This is a genomic window from Paenibacillus sp. Root444D2, from assembly GCF_001426375.1.
Classification (GTDB): Bacteria; Bacillota; Bacilli; order Paenibacillales; family NBRC-103111; genus Paenibacillus_E.
The window spans coordinates 1,203,314-1,224,980 of record NZ_LMEO01000045.1; the positions used below are offsets into that span (position 1 = coordinate 1,203,314).

At 44.7% G+C, this 21,667-nt stretch carries 19 protein-coding genes; 3 read left to right on the plus strand and 16 right to left on the minus strand.

All coding sequences use genetic code 11. The annotated features are described in order from the left end of the window. Nucleotides 1-26 precede the first annotated feature (26 nt). From ASD40_RS26545 to ASD40_RS26560, 4 genes are all read right to left on the minus strand, one after another. Nucleotides 27-782, minus strand: coding sequence for a tRNA threonylcarbamoyladenosine dehydratase (locus ASD40_RS26545; protein ID WP_057306114.1), 756 nt, complete (start codon nucleotides 780-782; stop codon nucleotides 27-29). A 24-nt stretch (nucleotides 783-806) separates the two neighbouring features. Continuing rightward, nucleotides 807-2,588, minus strand: coding sequence for an aspartate--tRNA ligase (gene aspS, locus ASD40_RS26550; RefSeq protein ID WP_057306115.1), 1,782 nt, complete (start codon nucleotides 2,586-2,588; stop codon nucleotides 807-809). Nucleotides 2,589-2,690: 102 nt separating this feature from the next. Then, nucleotides 2,691-3,956 (minus strand): histidine--tRNA ligase, encoded by a 1,266-nt coding sequence (hisS, locus tag ASD40_RS26555; RefSeq protein WP_057306116.1) that lies wholly within the window; start codon nucleotides 3,954-3,956, stop codon nucleotides 2,691-2,693. Between the two features lie 447 nt (nucleotides 3,957-4,403). Then, nucleotides 4,404-4,709, minus strand: coding sequence for a winged helix-turn-helix transcriptional regulator (locus ASD40_RS26560; RefSeq protein ID WP_056836252.1), 306 nt, complete (start codon nucleotides 4,707-4,709; stop codon nucleotides 4,404-4,406). Nucleotides 4,710-4,831: 122 nt separating this feature from the next. On the opposite strand from ASD40_RS26560, the gene ASD40_RS26565 reads away from it, so the two are divergent. Beyond that, nucleotides 4,832-5,224, plus strand: a complete 393-nt coding sequence (locus ASD40_RS26565) for a DoxX family protein (RefSeq protein ID WP_057306117.1) — start codon at nucleotides 4,832-4,834, stop codon at nucleotides 5,222-5,224. A 290-nt stretch (nucleotides 5,225-5,514) separates the two neighbouring features. Beyond that, the gene (locus ASD40_RS26570; protein ID WP_057306118.1) at nucleotides 5,515-5,808 is read left to right on the plus strand and encodes a hypothetical protein; all 294 of its coding nucleotides are present in this window, start codon (nucleotides 5,515-5,517) and stop codon (nucleotides 5,806-5,808) included. Nucleotides 5,809-5,913: 105 nt separating this feature from the next. Here ASD40_RS26570 and ASD40_RS26575 read toward each other — a convergent pair whose 3' ends face one another. The 10 genes from ASD40_RS26575 to ASD40_RS26615 form a co-directional block, all read right to left on the minus strand. Next, entirely contained in the window at nucleotides 5,914-7,869 is a 1,956-nt protein-coding gene (locus ASD40_RS26575; protein ID WP_057306119.1) for an FAD-dependent oxidoreductase, read from the minus strand. 150 nt (nucleotides 7,870-8,019) lie between these two features. Then, on the minus strand, nucleotides 8,020-8,193 hold the full coding sequence (locus tag ASD40_RS37490) for a hypothetical protein (protein ID WP_156390194.1): 174 nt from the start codon (nucleotides 8,191-8,193) through the stop codon (nucleotides 8,020-8,022). A 74-nt stretch (nucleotides 8,194-8,267) separates the two neighbouring features. Further along, a complete protein-coding gene (gene dtd, locus ASD40_RS26580; protein ID WP_057306120.1) occupies nucleotides 8,268-8,708 on the minus strand; it encodes a D-aminoacyl-tRNA deacylase in 441 nt (146 codons plus the stop codon). A gap of 33 nt (nucleotides 8,709-8,741) precedes the next feature. Beyond that, entirely contained in the window at nucleotides 8,742-10,928 is a 2,187-nt protein-coding gene (locus tag ASD40_RS26585; protein WP_057306121.1) for a RelA/SpoT family protein, read from the minus strand. Between the two features lie 190 nt (nucleotides 10,929-11,118). Further along, a complete protein-coding gene (locus ASD40_RS26590) occupies nucleotides 11,119-11,631 on the minus strand; it encodes an adenine phosphoribosyltransferase (protein ID WP_057306122.1) in 513 nt (170 codons plus the stop codon). After that, a complete protein-coding gene (recJ, locus tag ASD40_RS26595; protein WP_057306123.1) occupies nucleotides 11,628-14,075 on the minus strand; it encodes a single-stranded-DNA-specific exonuclease RecJ in 2,448 nt (815 codons plus the stop codon). The genes ASD40_RS26590 and recJ overlap by 4 nt, the downstream gene beginning before the upstream one ends. A 67-nt stretch (nucleotides 14,076-14,142) precedes the next feature. Next, nucleotides 14,143-15,096 (minus strand): cation diffusion facilitator family transporter, encoded by a 954-nt coding sequence (locus ASD40_RS26600; RefSeq protein ID WP_057306124.1) that lies wholly within the window; start codon nucleotides 15,094-15,096, stop codon nucleotides 14,143-14,145. 65 nt (nucleotides 15,097-15,161) lie between these two features. Then, nucleotides 15,162-16,088 carry a protein translocase subunit SecF gene (gene secF / locus ASD40_RS36685; RefSeq protein WP_057306125.1) on the minus strand — a complete coding sequence of 309 codons (927 nt, stop codon included), beginning with the start codon at nucleotides 16,086-16,088 and terminating at the stop codon, nucleotides 15,162-15,164. Continuing rightward, complete coding sequence (gene secD / locus ASD40_RS36690; protein ID WP_082562499.1) at nucleotides 16,078-17,310, minus strand: protein translocase subunit SecD; 1,233 nt, start codon at nucleotides 17,308-17,310, stop codon at nucleotides 16,078-16,080. The genes secF and secD overlap by 11 nt, the downstream gene beginning before the upstream one ends. Nucleotides 17,311-17,409: 99 nt before the next feature. Beyond that, nucleotides 17,410-17,763, minus strand: a complete 354-nt coding sequence (locus ASD40_RS26615; RefSeq protein WP_082562462.1) for a post-transcriptional regulator — start codon at nucleotides 17,761-17,763, stop codon at nucleotides 17,410-17,412. 165 nt (nucleotides 17,764-17,928) lie between these two features. Here ASD40_RS26615 and spoVB point away from each other — a divergent pair, with 165 nt between their 5' ends. Further along, entirely contained in the window at nucleotides 17,929-19,494 is a 1,566-nt protein-coding gene (gene spoVB / locus ASD40_RS26620; protein WP_057306127.1) for a stage V sporulation protein B, read from the plus strand. Between the two features lie 8 nt (nucleotides 19,495-19,502). On the opposite strand, the gene ASD40_RS26625 is transcribed toward spoVB, so the two are convergent. Together ASD40_RS26625 and ASD40_RS26630 are read right to left on the minus strand one after the other, a co-directional pair. Then, nucleotides 19,503-20,219 (minus strand): DUF421 domain-containing protein, encoded by a 717-nt coding sequence (locus ASD40_RS26625; protein WP_057306128.1) that lies wholly within the window; start codon nucleotides 20,217-20,219, stop codon nucleotides 19,503-19,505. A 106-nt stretch (nucleotides 20,220-20,325) separates the two neighbouring features. After that, nucleotides 20,326-21,666, minus strand: coding sequence for an SLC13 family permease (locus ASD40_RS26630; RefSeq protein ID WP_057306129.1), 1,341 nt, complete (start codon nucleotides 21,664-21,666; stop codon nucleotides 20,326-20,328). Between the last annotated feature and the right edge of the window lies 1 nt (nucleotide 21,667).

Genomic DNA, 21,667 nt, shown 5'->3' on the forward strand with positions numbered 1-21,667 from the left:
CGCTTTCCAAGGGGCATCCGTTTTTCCTATTTCTTCTTCAAACCAATTTCCAATAGTTCTTTCACAGCCACACTCACCATAATCAGTCCTGCCACAGGCGGAACGAACGCATTGCTTGCCGGCGGTTGTTTCGCCTTGCGAATTTCAGGTGCGTTCGCGGGAACGATTTGCTGCGTTACGTCCTCGCGGGGTTTCATCGGCTCTTCGGTCGAAAATACAACCTTCACGCCTTTTTTGATCCCTTCCTTACGCAGTTTTTGACGCACCACACGCGCAATAGGATCCATGCTCGTTTTGGAGATATCCGCTACTTTGAACTGTGACGGATCCATTTTGTTGGCTGCGCCCATGCTGGAAACGATGGGGATCTTCCGCTCCAGACACTGCTTGATCAGATGGATTTTATAGGAAATCGTATCACTTGCGTCCAACATATAATCGATCGGATAGGCGAATACTTCCTCATACGTTTCCTCTGTGTAAAACATCCGGAGAGCGATAACATCGCATTCTGGATTAATTAATTTGATTCGATCACGCATCAGATCTGCCTTTGGCTGACCAACCGTTGTCGTGAGCGCATGAATCTGACGGTTAATATTCGTGATGTCGACAACATCTTTGTCGATCAGAATAAGACGTCCAACCCCTGTGCGTGCTAGTGCTTCAGCAGCGATAGAACCTACACCGCCGATGCCTAGTACAGCAACCGTGCTATTCTTCATGATTTCAAGCCCCTCAGGGCCAATCGCTAGTTCAGTTCGTGAAAATTGGTGAAGCATAGAAACACTTCCTCTTCTATGTTCTTAGGCTTTAGCAGCAGGCTGCTTAAGCGCTAAGCGAATCGACAGTTGTTCAAGCTGTTTGTCGTCTACTGTACCCGGTGCATCGGTCAATAAGTCTGTTGCGCTTGCCGTTTTCGGGAATGCAATCGTTTCTCTGAGGTTCGTGCGGCCTGTGATCAGCATCACCAAACGGTCGAAACCAAAAGCGAATCCGCCATGCGGAGGTGTTCCATATTCAAAGGCTTCAAGAAGGAAGCCGAATTTCTCAGCAGCTTCTTCTTTGGAGAAGCCAAGCGCACCAAACATTTTCTCCTGAACTTCACGTTGGTAAATACGCATCGAGCCGCCGCCTACTTCATATCCGTTCAAGACAAGATCGTATGCTTGTGCACGAATTTGACCTGGATCTGTATCGAAGTAATGAACATCCTCTTCATTAGGACGCGTGAACGGATGATGCTCAGCCACATAACGTTTGGCTTCTTCGTCGTACCCAAGAAGTGGGAAGTCCACAACCCAAGCATATTTGAACTTCGAGTCATCGATAAGACCAAGCTGACGGCCGATCTTCAGACGAAGGTTACCAAGTACATCAGCAACAACTTTTTTCTTATCAGCGGAGAATAGAAGCAAATCCCCTTCTTCTGCGCCTAAACGCTCTGTTAATGCAGCGATTTCAGCCTCATTGAAGAATTTCACGATAGGCCCTTTGAATTCGCCGTCTTTCACTTGAATCCAAGCTAAGCCTTTGGCGCCATAACGTGCTGCGAACGGTAAGAGGTCATCGATCTCTTTACGACTCCATGTACCGCAACCTTTAGCGTTCAAAGCTTTTACTTGACCGCCGCCTTTAACGACGTTTGCAAATACTTGAACACCTGAAGTTTCAACGATATCAGAAACATCTTCGAGTTCTAGACCAAAACGAAGATCCGGTTTATCCGAACCATATTTCGCCATGGCATCCGCATACGTAATACGTTGGAATGGGCGCGGGATTTCAACTTGAGCTGTTTCTTGCATTAATTTGACTACGAGTTCTTCCAAGATTTCAAGCAGTTGATCCTGAGAAATGAAAGAAGTCTCAATGTCGACTTGTGTAAATTCAGGCTGACGGTCTGCACGAAGATCCTCATCGCGGAAACAGCGTGCGATTTGGTAGTAACGCTCCAAACCACTAACCATCAACAATTGTTTAAAGATTTGCGGGGACTGCGGAAGCGCAAAAAATTCGCCCGGATGCACGCGGCTTGGCACCAAGTAATCGCGAGCGCCTTCCGGTGTGCTTTTCGTCAAAATCGGTGTTTCAACTTCAACAAATCCTTGATCATCTAAGAAATTACGGAATACTTTGGACGCTTTGGAGCGAAGCATTAATGTTTTTTGCATTTCCGGACGACGCAGGTCCAAATAACGATATTTTAAACGAACGGCTTCATCCACATCTACACCGTCTTCGATGAAGAACGGAGGTGTTTTAGCTGCATTCATGATTTCGATTTCAGTCACCTGAATCTCGATTTCACCCGTTGTAATATTTTTGTTAACCGTTTCGGCATCACGTTCTACAACTTTCCCTTTTACCGCTAGTACGTATTCATTACGAGCACGGTCAGCAATGGCAAGTGCATCCCCTGAGAAGTCTGGGTTAAATACAGTCTGTACAAGCCCGCTGCGATCGCGCAGATCGATGAATAGAACGCCGCCTAAGTCACGTCTTCTTTGCACCCAACCGTTTAGTGTTACTGTCTGTCCTACCTGAGCTTTAGTAAGCTGCCCGCAATGATGTGTTTTGAGCATCATGATTATTTTTTCCTCCTAATATAGGGATCTTTGAGCGAAGCTCAAAGTCTCTCCTTTGTTGGGATCTTTGAGCAGAGCTCAAAGTCTCTCCTTGTTGTCTATCTATTCGAAAAGTGTCTTTGCAGCGTTCGAGGCAAGATCGGCTAAACTCACAGTCAATTGACTGCCTGTATCCATCTTCTTCAAAGTAATTTCGCCACGCACCAATTCGTCATCTCCAAGAATCGCCACATAGGTGGCCTGAAAGCGGTCTGCTGATTTCATTTGAGCTTTCATTTTACGGCCTTGGTAATCCTTCTCCGCCTTCAGCCCTTGAACTCTAAGCTGGTGCAGCAGCTTCGTTACTTCTTTCTCCGCCGCGTCTCCTAGACCGATCAAATATACATCAAGCGGCTCTGGCTTCGGAATTTCGACACCTTGTGCCTGCAATACGAGCAGAATACGCTCAAGGCCAAGCCCCAAACCAACTCCCGGCTGATCGGTGCCACGGCCGCCAATCTGCTCAACTAGACCATTGTACCGTCCGCCTCCGCCAATCGTATCAATCGCACCGATCCCGGCAGCTTTGTACTCGAATGCAGTATGCGTGTAGTAATCAAGACCGCGAACGAGGCGCGGATTAATCCGATACGGGATTTCCATCGCTGCTAAATGCTCTTGAACTAGAGCGAAATGCGATGTACACTCCTCATCCAAGTAATCTAAAATTTCTGGAGCGCCTTCGCCATACTTTTGATCCACTTTGCAATCAAGAATACGCATCGGATTACGATCAAATCGAGACTGACAATCCTTACAAAGCAAATGCTTCACAGGTGCGAAAAACTCCTGCAGTTTCTCACGGTAAACCATTCTAACCGCTGGTGTTCCAACGGAGTTAATTTCAACAGTTACTTCCTTAAGACCAATTTCTTTATAGAACGTATAACCAAGCGCAATCACTTCAGCATCGATGCTTGGATCAACGGACCCGAAAGCTTCAATACCGAATTGATGGAACTGGCGATATCTCCCAGCTTGCGGCTGCTCATAGCGGAACATGGGTCCTACGTAATAAAGCTTCGTTAAATCGGGAATCCCATAAAGCTTATTCTCTACATAAGCCCTAACAACACCGGCTGTGCCTTCGGGACGAAGCGTCATGCTGCGGTCACCTTTGTCGAGAAAGGTGTACATTTCTTTACCCACGATATCTGTCGTTTCACCGACGCCTCTAATGAACAGCTCGGTTTCCTCAAATATCGGCGTACGAATCTCTTTGTAATTAAACCTTTGGCACAAGTCTCTTGCTTTGCTCTCTAGGTACTGCCACTTCTCCACCTCACCGGGAAGAAGATCTTGTGTGCCTTTTGGCTTTTGTATGCTCATGCGCTCAACCTCCTATTATCTGTCGTTCCAGTCAAATAACAACAAAAAAATCTCTCACCCCCGACTGACGTCAGGGACGAGAGATTTGATTAACAAATTCACCCGTGGTACCACCCACATTTCAGAAATGCTGCTATCGTTTGCCAGTGGCAACGAAACAGAATTCTGCTCTTTACGGATAACGCCCGCTACACGCACAGCTGCTACTAGGCAAGTTGACATCAGCCAATATGCATTTCCCAGCCGGTCCTCGGGGAGGTCTTTTCGTTCGCTCATCATAGGAAGCTTGCAGCCTAGACTTCCTTCTCTGCTTATGTGGGGGCGACTTACTTTGTCCCTTCAACGGATCACAAAAGTATCGAATTACATTATTGTTTATTGTAAACATTGGCAGATACAAAGTCAAGAGATAGAAGTACTAATCCTCCTATACCTCCACTATATTAGTTAATGTAAGTCCGCCCATTTTTGCAACTCATCCATAACGGGTTTAAGCCCTTTTCCTTTGGCGGTTAATTCATACTCAATCCGAACCGGTGTTTCTGGGTACACATGACGGATGATGATCTCTGCAGCCTCGAGCTCCTTGAATCTCTCCGAAAGCATGCGATCACTCATACTAGGGATGAGAACTGATATATCTTTAAAGCGCTTCGGTCCAGAAAGCAAGACATGAACAATAAGTCCTGTCCAACGCTTTCCTAGAAGTTCAAAAGCATTCTCGAATTTGGGACACAGTTGATAGTCTTCCATATAAATCATCTCCTTATAAACAATTTTAACATAGTCGCTTGACAAAAGTAAGTGCTTCGTAATAATATACTAACATAAAGTAAGTTATTAAACAAAATATATTAAAAGAGGAGTTGTTAGTAATGGCATTGGGTCTACTTATTATTCGTTTAGTGATCGGTTTATCATTCGCGGCGCACGGTTCACAAAAAGTATTTGGATGGTTCGGTGGTTATGGTCCCAAAGGTACGGGAGGTTTCTTCGATTCTATTGGAATCAAACCAGGTGTGCTCATGGCTGTTCTTGCAGGCTTAGCGGAAATTGTAGGTGGCCTGCTCTTCGCCGCAGGTCTTTGGACACCATTTGGTGCTGCTCTTATTGCACTGATTATGCTTGGTGCTATTATTAAAGTTCATGGCAAAAATGGTTACTGGGTAACTTCCAATGGTTATGAATACAATTTAACGCTGCTCGCTATCGCTGTTGGTGTTGCACTTATCGGAGCCGGTGAATATTCCTTAGATGCTTTGATGTAAAAATGATATTAAGCCGTCCAGCCCAAGCTGAGACGGTTTTTTTGTGTAAAGAAAATAGCCTGCAGCACAAGGGCTGCAGGCCTCAAGTAAATATATTTTAAAGGGGGTCGACTATTATTATATCCGCTCTTGATTAAAGGGATATGAAAAACAAATTACAATTTCATTACAGTATTTTCTCCGTATTTTCAATCATTTTCATTTATTTTCACCGTATATTCAGACCATTTTCACATATACATGTACAACAAGGCAAATGGCCTTGAATTTATCATCAGGAGGCTGTAACAATGACAATACAAAACGAGTTTCAAGAGGAACGGCAAGATCTAGTGGTGCTCTTCTCTGAAGATTCCGAAACCGAAGCCGAAGTTGAAGATGAAGTAGCTGAAGAAACAGCCGAAGAAGAGGCCATTGAAGAGTCGGACGAAGCTGTCGAAGCGGAAGAAGAAGCATCTGATGAGGAAGAAATAGAAGCTGAGGATGTGTCCGAGGAGGATGCCGAAGCGGAAAGCGAAGAATCAGCCGAAGAAGATTCGGAAGATTCTGTGCAAGCTGAAGAGGATGCTGCTGACGCAGACTGATCCAAGCAAGAATGTAAGCGTAGTCACAAAAACTTCCTTAGCTTCGAAAAGTTAAGAGCCTTAATGCCACATCTACAAGCGGCACTAAGGCTCTTATTTGTTGTTCTATGGCTTACCTGTAACGCCAACTTTTAAATCTTTAATAAGCAAATACGTGTCGGCATTCGTTAACTTTTGTTTGTCGGCAATAAGTTTAACGGTCGTTTCTGTGAGCAGCTTATTCTCCAACAATTTGGATTGCGCTTCCGTAGAGGCAGCCTTCAACCCTAACGCTTGAGTGATTGTATAACTGGCCTGTTCTAGTGTCAGCGGTATTTTATCTGCGTTTTGCAGATTCGCAATAGCCTGATTGACATCCCCAACCCAGGCATCAGGTTTCATCTTCTTCGCGCCGCCTACGAGATTAACCATCCGCTTTGGATTAGCCGCGTCATCCAAGTGAAAGTTATTGTCATAAGCACCTGAAGCTAAGCCCAGCATCAGAGCAGATTTGAGACCTTCATATGCTTTATGCTCCATAAAAGGTTCCGGCTTCAGTTCAATCGGTTTAGTCTCCATCCCTTGGGCATTCAACTGCTCCTGCAGCTTCCCAATCGCTTCTTTGGAGGCCGACATTTGACGGAACGTCAGCTTCTCTTGCTGGGCCAGCTTCACCGCTGTGCCTGCCGCCTGGCCTACCGCCATGCCGTTCGGGATCACACGCGCACTTCCATGAGGCAACGTATCATAGCTGGCTGCTTTGCTAGCGATCAGCAGACCATCCACTTTGAGCGGCACGATGCTGCGGAACGGAATTGCATACTGCTTCGGATCGCAGACGACGTTGCCGTTATCAGATGGCGATGTCCGCTGAATGTCTACTGGATACGAGCCAAAGCCGATGCGGTCCCACTGATCGCCATTTGTGCATACATCTACGATATTCAGCCGATATTCCCCTTGAATATGCCGCGTTTCGCGGACATACAATTCAGATGCTGTGCCTCCCAGCTCAATCCCAGCAAACTCGGGGAATGTTTGTTTCATGTAAGCGACTATATTCGGTAGCTCTTTATTCGCAATATCAAAAGCTTCCTGCACCGACTTAGGATCGAACGTATCCACATTAAAAATTTGCAATGAATTGACAAGTGCCGTGTTGTCGTTCTGTCTGCCCATATTCAAACCGCGCATCTTTGCACGTTCTTTGTTAACCGGCGGATAGCTGCTCATCTCTCCGTAACCCCAGACGCTGACTTCGTTTACTCCGGTTCCGTCGGAATTATCGTTGTTAAGGCGCTTCGCCATTTTGTCCCATACTTCAGGCGTAACATTCTTGAGTTTGAAAACCAAGGTCACCGCCATACGCGACTTGGGATCGCCCAGATCCTCGCGACCGAATGTGAAAGGAACGCCTGCAGCTGCGGCAAAATCCGCATCCTGTGTAGCGTCAATCACAGCACCAGCCTTCACGGTCTGTTTGCTGCCGTCAGCAAGTGTCAGAACAGCACCCTGCACGGGCACGTTTCCGTTTGCGGGTGGACCGAGTACAGGCTCAATCTTTTGCGTACGTAAAAGAACGTCTATATTTTTCTCAGCGCTGACTAACTGGTTGAACGCATTCGCTGCCGTGTTTACATCGAAGGAATCTCCTTCAATCCGCTTGTACCATTCAGAGAAAAACCCTCTGTTTAACACTTCCTCCTTGCCAAGCGGATTCGTCTTGAGAGCATAGTTCATGTCAATCGTATTCAGACCACCAAGTGTCATTAACCCACCTAACATCTCCCTATTGCGTCCGTCCACAAGCAGCGTGTTAAGTCCGTTGCGCGCCGCCGATACAGCTGCTGCTAGGCCTTCAGGATCTGTCCCTACTACGATGACATCGTATGCTTCCTTCGCTTTTTTGACGGATTTGACCTCTTCTAGCACCTGTTTCGTGGTGCTATGATTGCCTTTTGAAAGGTGTTTATATTGATAATACAGTGATGCCGCAGCTCCCAAAGCTGCAAGCAGAATCAATATCCCCATTAACCAAATCCAGCCTCGGGATGCGGAACGGTTTCGTTTCGAGTTTGCCATTAGTACAAAAGCACCCACCTTATCTCTGCTTTTCGAATACTCTTTTTACCATTTGATAGTTTACCACATTTTACGTATAGAGAGAAATTGTGCGCATAAGACAAAATAAAGCCGCGCAACGCTGAACAATCAGCAAGCACGGCTTTATCGCTACCGGTATGATTTCTTGGGAATACTCTTCATCGTTTCTTGGACGGATGTGAATTCCGAACTCATTTCCACGTCAGCAAGATTAGGCGTTTGACTCATGCGCTCAGCAAGAGTGGTATGGAGCAATTGCTGCTCCGGTGCCGTCATGGCTCTGTGTTTGATCGATTGACGCATCTGGGTGCTCCTAACCGCTAGTATATACACATTAAGTATTACCAGTCAGATAGCTTATTATCCTTCGGAGCAACTTATTTGCTGTCAATAACCAACGTAACAGGTCCCCAATTCGTCAAAGATACATCCATCATTTCTCCAAAAGCACCCGTTTCCACGTGTATGCCTTGAGACCTAAGCAGCTCATTAAACTTATCATATAGTGGCTCTGCAAGCTCTGGTCTTGCCGCTGACATGAAATTGGGCCGCTTCCCTTTCCGGCAATCGCCATACAAAGTAAACTGCGAAACGGATAAAATTTGTCCTCCCGTATCTAGTACGGAAAGATTCATTTTGCCGGTTTCATCTTCAAATATACGCAGCCCAGCCACTTTATCCGCCAAATACTTCGCATCCTGCTCGGTATCGTCATGGGTAATCCCGACTAGAAGCATCAAGCCCTGTTCAATACGACCAATCGTTGTATCATTAACAGTTACTTCGGCACGTTTACAACGTTGAACAACTACTCTCATTGCCTTTGAATCTCCTTAACTTTATAACATCGCCTAACTTTGCATAATACGCTGAACGGAATAGACATCTTTGACACGTTTAATTTTCTCAACAACGGACTGCAGATGGTCTATATTTTTGATTAAAATGGTCATATGAATCGTAGCCATCTTGTTCTTATCTGATCGCCCAGATACGGCGGAAATCATCGTTTTGCTTTCGGAAACAGCTTGGAGTACTTCGTTTAAGAATCCACGGCGGTCATGACCTGTGATTTCAATCTCTACATTGAAATTGGATTCAACAGCTTCGGCCCAATCGACCTCAATGACCCGTTCCTCTTCGCCCATACTCGAAGGAATGTTCGTACAATCAGAACGATGCACGGAAACGCCGCGTCCTCTCGTGATGTACCCAATGATCAAATCGCCAGGTACTGGATTACAGCAGCGAGCGAAGCGGACAAGCAGATTATCAACACCTTTGACACGGACACCGTTGGTTGGCCGGCTTTTGCGCTCGGATGAAGTCGGAGCTTTGACCTCCTTGACCTCACTAGTAAGCTTCAGCACTTGCGCTTCTTCAGCTTCCTTACGCAGCTTCTCCGTTAACTTCGTGCATATTTGTGCAGCTGTAATACCGCCAAATCCAACGGCTGACAGCATATCTTCAATATCGCTAAAATTAAACTTCTTCGCGGCTTCAAGCATTTTATCGTCGCTCATCAATGTCGGAGGATCAATGGCCAATCGTTTGAGCTCGCGCTCAATCATGTCTTTCCCTTTTTCGACATTCTCTTCGCGCTTCTCTTTCTTGAACCACTGCTTAATTTTACTGCGAGCGTGAGAGGATTGTGCGATTTTAATCCAATCCTGACTAGGTCCGTAAGAATGCTTTGAAGTCAGAATTTCAATAATATCCCCTGTTTTCAACTTGTGGTCCAAGGGAACGATCCGGGAATTTACTTTAGCACCAATTGTTCGATTACCGACTTCAGTATGAATCCGATAAGCAAAATCCAGAGGTACTGAACCAGCAGGAAGCTCGATAACCTCCCCTTTTGGCGTAAAGACGAAAACAAGGTCTGAGAAGAAATCCATCTTCATGGATTCCATAAATTCGGAGGCGTCATTGGTCTCGTGCTGCAGCTCCAAAATTTCACGGAACCAGCTCATTTTGTCCTCGAAAGTGCCCGAAGGTACAACAGAACCGCCTTCTTTATAGGCCCAATGCGCAGCGATACCAAACTCTGACGTCCTATGCATTTCCCATGTGCGAATCTGTACTTCTAACGGCTCTCCTTTAGGACCAATCACCGTTGTGTGCAAAGACTGATACATATTCGGCTTCGGCATCGCAATATAATCTTTGAAACGTCCAGGCATTGGTTTCCACAAGGTATGAATAATGCCTAAAGAAGCGTAGCAATCCTTGATCCCGTCGACAATAACACGAAGTGCCATGAGATCGTAAATCTCATTAAATTGCTTGCCGCGGGAGCTCATTTTTTTATAAATACTGTAAAGATGCTTAGGTCTTCCGGAAATATCTCCCTGAATGCCCATCTCTTCCAGCTTTTCTTTAATGCTGTGAATAACGTCCTCAATATATTGCTCACGCTCAGTACGCTTCTTCTGCATGAGGTTAACGATCCGGTAATACTGCTGCGGATTCAAATAACGGAGAGCAATATCCTCCATTTCCCACTTAATCGTGGAAATACCGAGTCGATGCGCAATCGGACAGAAGATCTCCAGCGTTTCCTCCGCAATACGGCGCTGGCTCTCTTCGGATTGGTACTTTAATGTCCGCATATTATGCAAACGGTCCGCTAATTTAATGAGAATAACGCGAATATCCTGCGCCATAGCAACAAACATTTTGCGGTAGTTCTCGTTCTGCTGCTCTTCTTTGGACTTGAACTTGATCCGTTCCAGCTTCGTCAAGCCATCCACTAGCATCGCACAAGTTTTCCCGAATTTATCTAGAACAGTTTCCAGAGAAACTGTTGTATCTTCAACGACATCGTGCAGAAGCGCAGCAATGATGGATGTGACATCCATCTGCATGTTCACCAATATATCTGCAACAGCGAGTGGATGCAGAATATAGGGCTCACCCGATTTGCGTACTTGGCCATGATGGGCTTCATCCGCGAATTCATAGGCCTCCCGAATCCTCTGCAAATCATTCTCTTTCAGATAGGTGGCGGCCTTCTCCATCAGCAGCTCTATACCCATGCATCTACCCATTCCCTTTAATCGATTTTTATTCATTATGCCTGCAAGGCAGGCCCCACGTCAACTGTTCGCACCATGCATTCGACAAAAAGCAGCATTTTCTCGCAAATCACTGAACGTATTCCTGAAATATTAGCTTTCATTGTATAAAAAAGAATCGAACACTAGCATTCGATTCTCAGCTTTAATTTTAATATTGAACTAAGGAAACCACGTCAATCCCATTAAACTTACTTCTACCGTCTAAGTAGGATAATTCGATTAAGAATGCAGCACCTACAACTTCCCCACCAAGCTGATTAATCAAGTCGATCGATGTTTGAATCGTTCCGCCTGTTGCAAGTAAATCATCCGCAATCAGTACCTTTTGACCTGGTTTAATAGCATCTTTATGCATGGCTAATTTATCCTTGCCATATTCAAGAGCGTAGTCAGCCTCTATCGTCTCGCCAGGCAATTTGCCACTTTTGCGAATTGGAATAAAGCCTATTCCAAGTGAATAAGCGAGCGGAGCGCCAATTACAAAGCCACGAGCTTCAGGACCCGCAATTACATCGATTTGTTTCTCTTTAATTAATGCTTTCATCTGATCGATAGCTTCTCTATAAACCGGCCCATTTTGCAATAACGTTGTGATGTCTTTGAAACGAATGCCTGGTTGTGGAAAGTCCGGGATGACGCGAATGTGCTCTTTGAAATTCATATAATTTCCTCCAAAATGTGATTTTCTTTTTTTATTTGATCGGCAATCCATTCCTCCAGCTCTTTGGCTGAGGAGTACATGACAATGGATTCAACTTCCTGGCGATGCAATCTATGCTGATACAAGCGGGATGCTGTGAGATCTCTCTTTGCCGGTGACGCATGAAGTTTAACGAAGCCGCCTTGTCTTTCAACAAAACCAAGCTCCTCAAAAACGGATAAAATAAATTGAATCATTGCCGGAGAAAGCCCCGATCGTTTACTAAACGAGGTCATTAATCGCACATCCTGGACATTCAGCGATCCTTCTTTTTGCAAAGTGCCATACAGCATTTTAAACATGTCTCGAGATGGCAGCGTGCTGCCGCTGTCAGGCCCTAGCTCTGCAAATACTGGATAACAGCGCATCATTCCACTGGCTTGATGAAGCACACTCTGCAGGCTAGCAACGCTGCGTGGGATCGTGTACAAGATAATATCCTGCATGTTAGCAAATTCCAATTGTCGGGCTGTTTCGTTACCAGGCCGTAATTGTTCGCTATCTTGAACAATCCAGTAGGGCACAGAGCCGCCTAACTGAAACGCTGTTGAAGTAAACAAGGCTGCATCTGATTCGTCAAACAGAACGATAGCTGGAGTTAGTGTGAGGTTACCATTCCCCGCAGCAATCGTGTTCTGAAGCACGCTAAGCTTTGAGCTTAATTGTCCCGCTCCCCGCCAATCAAACAGCTGCATATGCGTTATACGAAGATCCTGCATCATGATTTGCGGCTTCCGCACACCGTTCCATTCGTTGATTGAAAGCTCTCCTAGCACATCTACCTTTGCGGCAGGCGCGATCAGACCAGCCAAGCTTCCTTTGCCGAAACCGACGGCTTCCACTGAGCAGCTTACTTCTTCCTTCATTTCGGAGAGGGCTAGCTTGAGATGCTGTTTCTCCTTGCCCATCGTCCGGATATCGCCGAGAGATAAATCGGTGAACATGAACCTCGGCGCAGGATTACCCATACCGAAGGGCGCGAGCTTCTCTAACTGCTCAATACTTGCAATCGGAACATCTGACAAGCTGCACGCCGCATCGGCTTTCAGAAGAGGAATGAAATCCTGTTCCGTAAGTGCTGCTGCGGCTAGTTCGTTCAACTTCTGAGTGAATGCCTCCACATGGCTGCTGTTCAGACTCATACCCGCAGCCGCTTGATGGCCGCCGTAGTGGTCGAGCATCTCATCACAAGCAGTTAGAGCTTTGTGTAAATCAAAGCCGGTAATCGAGCGCGCAGAACCTTTGGCCATACCTGTTTGTGGATCTATGCTTAGCACTAAGGTCGGTCGGTAAAATTTCTCTACGATCTTGGATGCAACAATACCGACAACACCGACGTTCCATTGTTCCTTAGCGACAACAATCACTTTATCTAAACCTTTGGCTTGCTGCTGTTCGGCTAGAACAAAAGCTTCTTGCACCATGTCTTCTACGATAAGTTGACGTTCTTTATTCAGCATATCCAGTTCAAAGGCAATTTGCTCCGCTTCTTTCTCATCCGATGTTGTGAGCAGCTTCACGGCAATATCTGCAGCTTCCAGTCGGCCGCTTGCGTTAATTCTGGGTGCTAGCGAGAAGCCAATGTGAGTTGCGGTCACTTCCTTGTTTTCAATACCGGATACACCAATGAGTGAACGAAATCCTGCGTAAGTAGAATCCTGCATACGCTGCAGCCCCTGCTTGACGATTAAGCGATTCTCCCCCGTAAGAGGCATTAAGTCAGCAACCGTTCCGAGTGCTGCAAACTCCAAAAGTTCTTCAGGCAGTCGATCAAGTATGGCATGGGCTAACTTAAAAGCAACACCAACCCCTGCAAGATGTTTATAAGGGTATGGGCAACCTGGCTTCTTCGGATTAATGACGGCTAAAGCTTGAGGCAGTATTTCAGGAGGCTCATGATGATCCGTTACGATAACATCTAGGCCTAATTCCTGACAATAGGCTACTTCTTGAACGGCACTAATGCCTGTATCAACGGTGATTAATAGCGTGACGCCTTGCGCTTTGGCTAATTCGATCGCCGAACGATTCAGCCCATAGCCTTCTCGAATGCGATGAGGGATATACGTATCGAAACGAGCTCCTAGCCCTTTCAACAAGTGAGCCATCAATGAGGTGCTGCTTACGCCATCTGCATCGTAATCACCATAGACACGTATTAATTCATCGTTCTGAAGAGCCTTTCGGATGCGTTCTACAGCTGGGAGCATCCCGTCAAGCAGAAACGGGTCATTATAATAGTGGACTCCGCCATGCAAGAATTGTTCAGCATCTGGCACGGTGCGTATATCTCGAAGAACAAGCAACTTGGCAACGAGCGGGTCTATCTGCAGCTCGCGCGCAAATGTTTCAACGAGCATTTCATCCGCATTTCCTATGCTCCATCTTGCCTTCGGTGCTAGCACTCGGTGTGTCCTCCTTAGAGTTTTGCTGTGCAAAACTTTCTTCGTAAGCTTAGTTTTTAACGCTTATTTAGTGAATAACGGATGGAAACTCACTTAACTCGGTATCCGTATTATTTTTGTAAGGATATCCTGCATCGTAGGGGTTTACCTGAACAAAAACATCGGAAACATGATGGAATCGTTTCATCAACTGTTGTTTGATCTTTTTGGAGACTTCATGTCCTTCCCCTACAGAGACCCTTGGATTCACGCTAATTTTGATATCGACAACGACATAATGGCCATGTTCCCTTGCCTGCAAGTCATCAACGGTTATTACACCTTTTATCATCTGTACGGCAGCAATCAGTTCAGCGGCATCTTCCTGCAGCAGGACGTAATCCATTTTCGTATGTAAGGTTTCCTTAAGTAACGAATACCCCATCTTCAACACCATTAGAGATATTAGTAATCCCGCAAGTGAATCCAAATAATAAAGAAAAGATAGGTTTAGGTAATTGCCCATTAAAGCTCCTAACACACCAATGAGAGCTACAATAGAAGAGTATATATCGGAACGGTGTCCCCAGCTATTAGCAATTAATTCCTGAGATCCTAAACGCTTCCCCATCCGGTATGTATATTGAAACATGATCTCTTTAATTAAGAGCGAAATTCCAATTGCCACAAGCGCATACACCTTAGGAGCATGCTCTACGTCAACCCATATGGATTTAAAGGTAGAGATACCTAATTCAACACCTAAGACTAGAATAACAATCGACAACAGAATGGATGTGATGGAAACCTTCTTTTCTTGACGACTGGGGTAAGCATCTTGAGGCACCGCTTCTGCAGTTCTTAGTTTAATTAATGCATCAATAGAACTCACTGCCTCAGATACGGAATGTACCGCGTCAGCGAGAAGTGCTTTACTTTGCGACATAAACCCAACAATTACCTTAAGACAGGCAAGTGCAACATTCCCGGCAATAGCTACCCAGACAGTGACTTCTGTCTTTTGAAAACGCTCGTCATTCACGTGGACACTCCCCCTGAACGGATACAAAGGCCGCGCAACATTCACGCGGCCGGTTATTATGGTTATTACGCTGCAGCTTTCTTTTTAGAACTACGTAAAGTTTTTCTTTTCAATAAGTACCACAGTGAACATGCAATGAAAATAGACGAATAAGCTCCGCTTGTTAAACCGATTAACTTCGCAAGTGCGAAAAGTTTAATGGACTCACTACCGAAAATATACAAACATCCTGCGGCTAACAATACCACTAGTACAGTATTGATATTACGCGCCATCGTCTGCCAGATACTATCGTTGACCAATGCAACAAGATCCTCGTCCGTTTTGAGTTTAGCAAATCGCAGATTTTCACGAATACGGTCAAAAATAACAATTTTATCATTGATGGAATAACCGATTGTGGTCAAAACTGCCGCTAGAAACGGTAAGTTCACTTCAAAGCGGAAAATCGCAAACATAGCGATAACCATAAAAGCATCATGAAGTATGGCAATAATCGCTGCTACGGCAAAGCGCCACTCGAAACGAATACTTACATACAAACAAATCAACACACTGGAAATGGCGACGGCATATACCGCCTTAAGCAACAATTCCTTCGCTAATTGTGGATCAACTGTGTTGATTTCTTTGGAAACCTCAGTGCCATATGCGGTTGCAAATGCTTTTTGGATCTTATTAACCGCATCATCATTCAACACATCATCGAATCGGATGGAGACACGATCACTGTTATTACCGCCGATTGTTGGATCCGCAAAGTTCGATTTTATATCGCCATTCGTTGTAAGAGTATGCAAGATCTCTTCAACCTTGGCCTTGTCTAGTTGTTTGCCAACGACAAGATCAATATTCGTACCTGCCTTGAAATCGACACCGAAATTCATGCCAGAAAACAGCATAACGGACAGACCAATAACAAGAAGAGCTATCGAAATAATGAAAAACTTATTGCGATTTTTTACAAAATCATATTTTTTCTTAAAGCCCACGGATATCTGCCTCCTTCACACCGAAATAACTTGGCTTTTTCAGCAAGTTGCCCCGTATGATAAGATGCAGCAGCCATCTGGAGAACAATACGTTCGTTAAGATACTGATAATAATACTCATCATCGTAATAACCGCGAATCCGCGAATAGCGCCGTTTCCGACGTAGTACAGAACAATACCAGCAATCAAATTCGTAACGTTAGCATCCATAATTGTACGGAAAGAATGTTTGGAGCCTGATTTCAAAGATGAAAGAATGCTCTTGCCGGCACGTATTTCCTCACGGATTCTTTCATAAGTAATAATGTTCGCATCGACCGCCATACCTGCTCCTAAGACGAGGGCCGCAATACCTGGCAGTGTAAGTGTTGCATTCATAAAGTCGAATATGGCCAACAATACCCATACATAAGTTATCAGTGTAAAGGCAGCCACAAGACCCGGTGCGCGGTAGTATAGTACCATGAAGATAAAGATTAAGATCGAAGCAATCAAACCAGCTCTAGCTGTTTGGTGCAGCGATGCTTTACCTAAAGTGGCATCCACGCGCTGAATATATTTCTCTGTTAATTTTAACGGCATGGCGCCCAAGTTAATCATTTTTGCTACATTAGTTGCTCCCGTAACACTTGTTTGAGTAATGATAGCGGAGTCACTATCGATCGGAAAATTCACAGAGGCGGAAGATTCCAGGTTTTCATCCAAATAAATGGATAATGTACTACCAGTAAGCTTGGTCGTAACTTCTTTAAACTTCTCTCTGCTCTTCATCTTGATTTCAACAATCGGTTGATTCGTTTTCGGATCGTAGCTAACTTTAGCTGCGTTCTCGACAAAATCAGTCCCGTCCATATAGACCGTTCCATCCGGACCCCTAAAGGTAAGAACAGCAGGTTTAGACAACACGCTTCTGACTTCTTCCTCATTTTCCACACCCGCAAGACGTACACGAATGCGATCGTTTCCTTCGGGATAAACCTCTGGTTCAGCGACACCAAGTCGATCGGCGCGCTTAGCCAAACTTTCTGCTCCCTCTGTAAGCGTTGCCTTTGTTAGCTGTTGACCGGCAGTCAATGGCTCTGCGGTGTACAAAATTTCAAACCCACCTTTTAAATCCAATCCAAGCTTAATTCGTTCTACAAGACTAGGGCTTGTTGCTCCGATCGCTCCGAGAACAATAACTACCGTTAGAAAAAAGAACGATATTCTTTTCCAATCCACCATCTCTTGCTTGTCTCCCTTCCATACTCAATATGCCTATTATACTCAGGTCTGAAAATCGAGTCAATTTAAGTCGTTTCATGAAAAATAAGCCCATTCTTAGAATTGGGCTCCTTTATACATACTAATCGTCATCCAGTTCATGAACGCCGTTGATTTGAGCGACAAAATGTCATTTACGATTTGATGAAGCGAAGGGACACCCGTTTTACGATACTTGTCGCTAACGCAATCCCAAATATCTTTACCACTCACATGTTCGTAGCCAAGCATAACAAATTCTTCAACTTTGCTTAAACATAAGCTTTCGATAAGCTCATTAAGTTCTATATCAGTAAGGGAAACCTCTTCTTCTTCCTCTGTATCTATGAATGCTGGTTCGCTAGCCTCTGCCTGTTCATTCTTATTGTCCTCAGGATGATGAGGTACTTGATCGTTATCTTCTCCGTTCATTGGGAGAACCTCCTAAGGTGTGATTTACCTTTACTCATTAGAATAATTCGCTGTTCATCCACCATTTTCCTGCCAAACTGTGACCTGTCCATAAAATGTTAGCATGAGCTTGGCCAGCCCTCGCATAGTCATAGGATATGACACGTATCGGAAGAGGGAATGGCAGTGACCAAGCAGTCGTTTATTAGAGGCACGATGATCCTGTTAGCCGCAGGCATTTTGAACCGTATTCTTGGCTTCATACCTAGAATTACTTTACCGCGTGTCATCGGTGCTGAAGGTATCGGTATTTATCATATGGGTTGGCCATTCTTGTCCGTCATCTTAACCATAATAACAGGCGGGATACCTGTCGCGATTGCCAAGTTGATAGCAGAAGCAGAGGCTGAACACAACGAAACGAGAATCCGCAGCATTCTAAAAATTTCGTTAGCCATTACTCTCTCTCTCAGTGTCGTATTTACGATCGCTTGTGTTGTAGGAGCTTCGTGGATTACATCTCATTTATTAACCGACTCACGAGTTTACTACACATTCCTGTGTATGAGTCCAATGATCCCGATCATCGGAATCTCCGCCGTGTATCGCGGCTATTTTCAAGGAAGACAGAATATGATCCCTACCGCCACTTCTCAAATTATGGAGACACTCATCCGTATTGTCATGGTTCTCGTTTGTTCGTATGTAATGATCCCCTATGGGATCGAATATGCAGCAGCCGGGGCAATGATGGGTGTCCTAGCAGGAGAAATTGGCGGCCTAGTCGTCTTAGCCATCCATTTCAAGTACGACAAGAAAGCATCTCCAAAAGCCCCTATTGCTCAAATTGGTACGAATAAAACGAATGGCAGACTTTCTAATTTTCGTAGGATTATGCGAATTGCGATCCCCATAACAGGCAGTAAATTGATTGGGGCAAGTTCCTACCTGTTCGAATCCATTCTGATTGCACAAAGTCTGGCGATAGCGGGCATTTCAACATCATTGGCTACAGCCCAATACGGCGCCTTACAAGGGATGATTATCCCCATCATACTTCTGCCTAGCGCTCTTACAATGTCATTATCGGTCTCACTCGTTCCCTCATTAAGCGAAGCCCTTGCCCGCAAAGATATCAAAACGATTCACATGCGACTGCATCAATCCTTGAAGCTGGCTTTAGTAACCGGCGCTCCATTCGCAGTCCTCATGTTCGTTCTTGCTGAACCGATCTGTACGTACATGTACAATCAACCCGATGTAGGGGTCATGCTGAAAATGATGGCTCCGATCGCTATATTTATTTATTTTCAAGCTCCGTTACAGTCCGCTTTACAAGCTTTAAACAAGCCAGGAGCCGCTTTAATCAACACCTTGATTGGCTCATCGGTTAAGCTTATTCTCATATATTGGCTGGCCAGCAAGCCGGAAATGGGTATTCACGGAGCTATTTTCGCCATCAATGTGAACATCGTCTTAGTAACGCTGCTGCATTGGAATAGTGTTGTACGCTTGTTGAAATTCCGCATGGAAGGCAGTGATTTCGGTAAAATTGGGGCGGCTATGGCGCTTTCCGGGCTTTGTAGTTACATCGTCATGTATACATCTTGGACTTCAACTGATTGGCTTCGTTTTGTAGCCTCTTTTCTAATAGGGTTTATTGTGTACTTATTGTTTATCACTGTATTTCGTCTAATTAGCTTAAAGGACATAAGCCGGCTTATGAACATGGGCAAAAAAATCATACGCTGATGAGCAGCTTATCTTTTACGATCCAGAAACATTCGGCCTCTATGATCAATGGAGCAGTAAAACACTTCTTTAAAATCACGTGCTCCTTTAGCTTGGAGCTGATTTTTCAGCCAAAATCTAGTTTTTCCTATTTTATTCAAATTGTCATCCTGTACTTTACCATCCATAATGAGAGGCAGCGGAAGTCCTTCATAGCGAATCATCCCCTTTATTCCATCATTGACTTTAGCTGTCTCTGTCTCTGTCTCTGTCTCTGCCTCTTTCTCTGTCTCTTTCACTTTTCTCTCCACTACACTTAACTTCCCCGAAGGTTCTAACACTGCGAACTCCACATCTGCCACATTTATAATCTTATTTTGTCTTAGTTGCTGCATCAAATCATCTAAATTATATCGATGCTTCTTCATTTCTTCTCGATTAATCAATCCCTTGTTGATTAAGACGCTCGGCTTTCCGTCAAAGAGAACTCGAACCGCTCTACTTTTTAACGTAATAAACGCAATCAAGATTTGGATGAGTACTAGCGTTGCCATCGGGACAAGCCCATCCATCAGTGGTTTGTCAGAATCCTCAATAACAAAAACCGCAATTTCTGCAATCATGATCGAGATTACAAGATCAAACAGCGAAAGTTTACCAATTTCACGTTTCCCCATGATCCTTAACATGAGAAAAACAACAAAGTAGATCAGCACGGTACGTAAAAAAATGGTCAGAATATCCATCGTTAGCCTCCCCTGATCTAAGCTCTTGCTTGCCGGAGTTCAATGGTATTCTGACCGCACATGCACTTCGTCATGCAGAATTTACGTATTCAATTGTTGGCAATTCCTACAGAAATAACTTGAAATAAATTGTAGCTGCTATGAATAAAAGCAGGGAAATCGGAGCGGCCACAATCATATATCCACGATGTGTTAGCCCTCCTCCCTCCTTATCAGAAAGAGCGGCCGCGTACATGCTAGTCATTGAACTCAGAAGAGTTACTCCGCTGCCAATGGCAGTTCCTACGATTAAGGACCACCATAATGAGGAAACTGTTGAGATTCCGGCTGCACTTTGCAGCGTACTGCCTATATGATCTACGACTGGAATCATAGCAGCTGTATAAGGAATGTAGTCCATCATGGCAGAGCCAAAGCCAGTAAGCCATAACAGAAGAATGGATAAGAAGGGGATGTTTCCTTGACTGATTTCTAAACCTCTCACAGCAATAAATCCGGTAATCCCGGCATACGTTAAGCCGCCGATCATGATGAATAATCCAAAGAAAAATAGCAATTGTGTTTCTTTCAAGCCTTGCCATATGGAAAGATAGTCTCTTCGTTTAACCAGTTGGACTAATTCTTTATAGTTTAATGCTAATAGAGCCACCGCCCCACACGCAGCAATATACGAAGCATTCCATCCAAGAACGCCTTGAAGCAACAAAACTATCAGAGTAAGTAGAGTGATTAAACAACTCCCAGCAAAAAATCCTCGATCTGAAACCAAGTAGGAGGAGGGTTGTAACGTAAGCAGCTCTCTTTTATACGTTTCTGCGACAATCATCTTCTTCCCGTAAATCAACCATATCACGAGATATACGAGAGCTAGCAGTATGATTACAAGTGGGCCGAGCTTTAGCAGCATCTCCCCAGCGGATATGTTCTCTGCAGCCCCAATCATTCGGTTAGGCATGTTCCCTATGAGCGTTGCAGCTCCACCAATATTCACGGATAAGAGAATACTAATCAGAAAAGGAACTGGAGATAATTTCATCAATTTCGTCGTCTTCAGCAGGATCGGCACCAGTACAGCTATTGCTAGCAAACCATCCAAAAGCGCTGATATTATCGCTGAAAGGACTGACAAACTAAGTAGAATCGTAATTGGCTGTATTCGAAACTTTCGAAGGATATAAGTTGCCGAATAGGCGATAATTCCTGTTTTCTGAAAAACGCCAGAAATAACAAATAAGCTAATGATAAGTAAAAGAACATGCCAGTTCGCGTAACTTGTAACTGCCTTGCTAAGCGGAACAATCCCCATAATGATCATAAGAAGGGCTCCACCTAATGCTGTATACATCCGATCCCATTTCTCAATCAAGATACATACATAAGCCGCGGCAAAAATGATCAAGGCAGCGATAGCTTGCCATAAAGCAGGACCTTGAGAAAATTCTGTCATA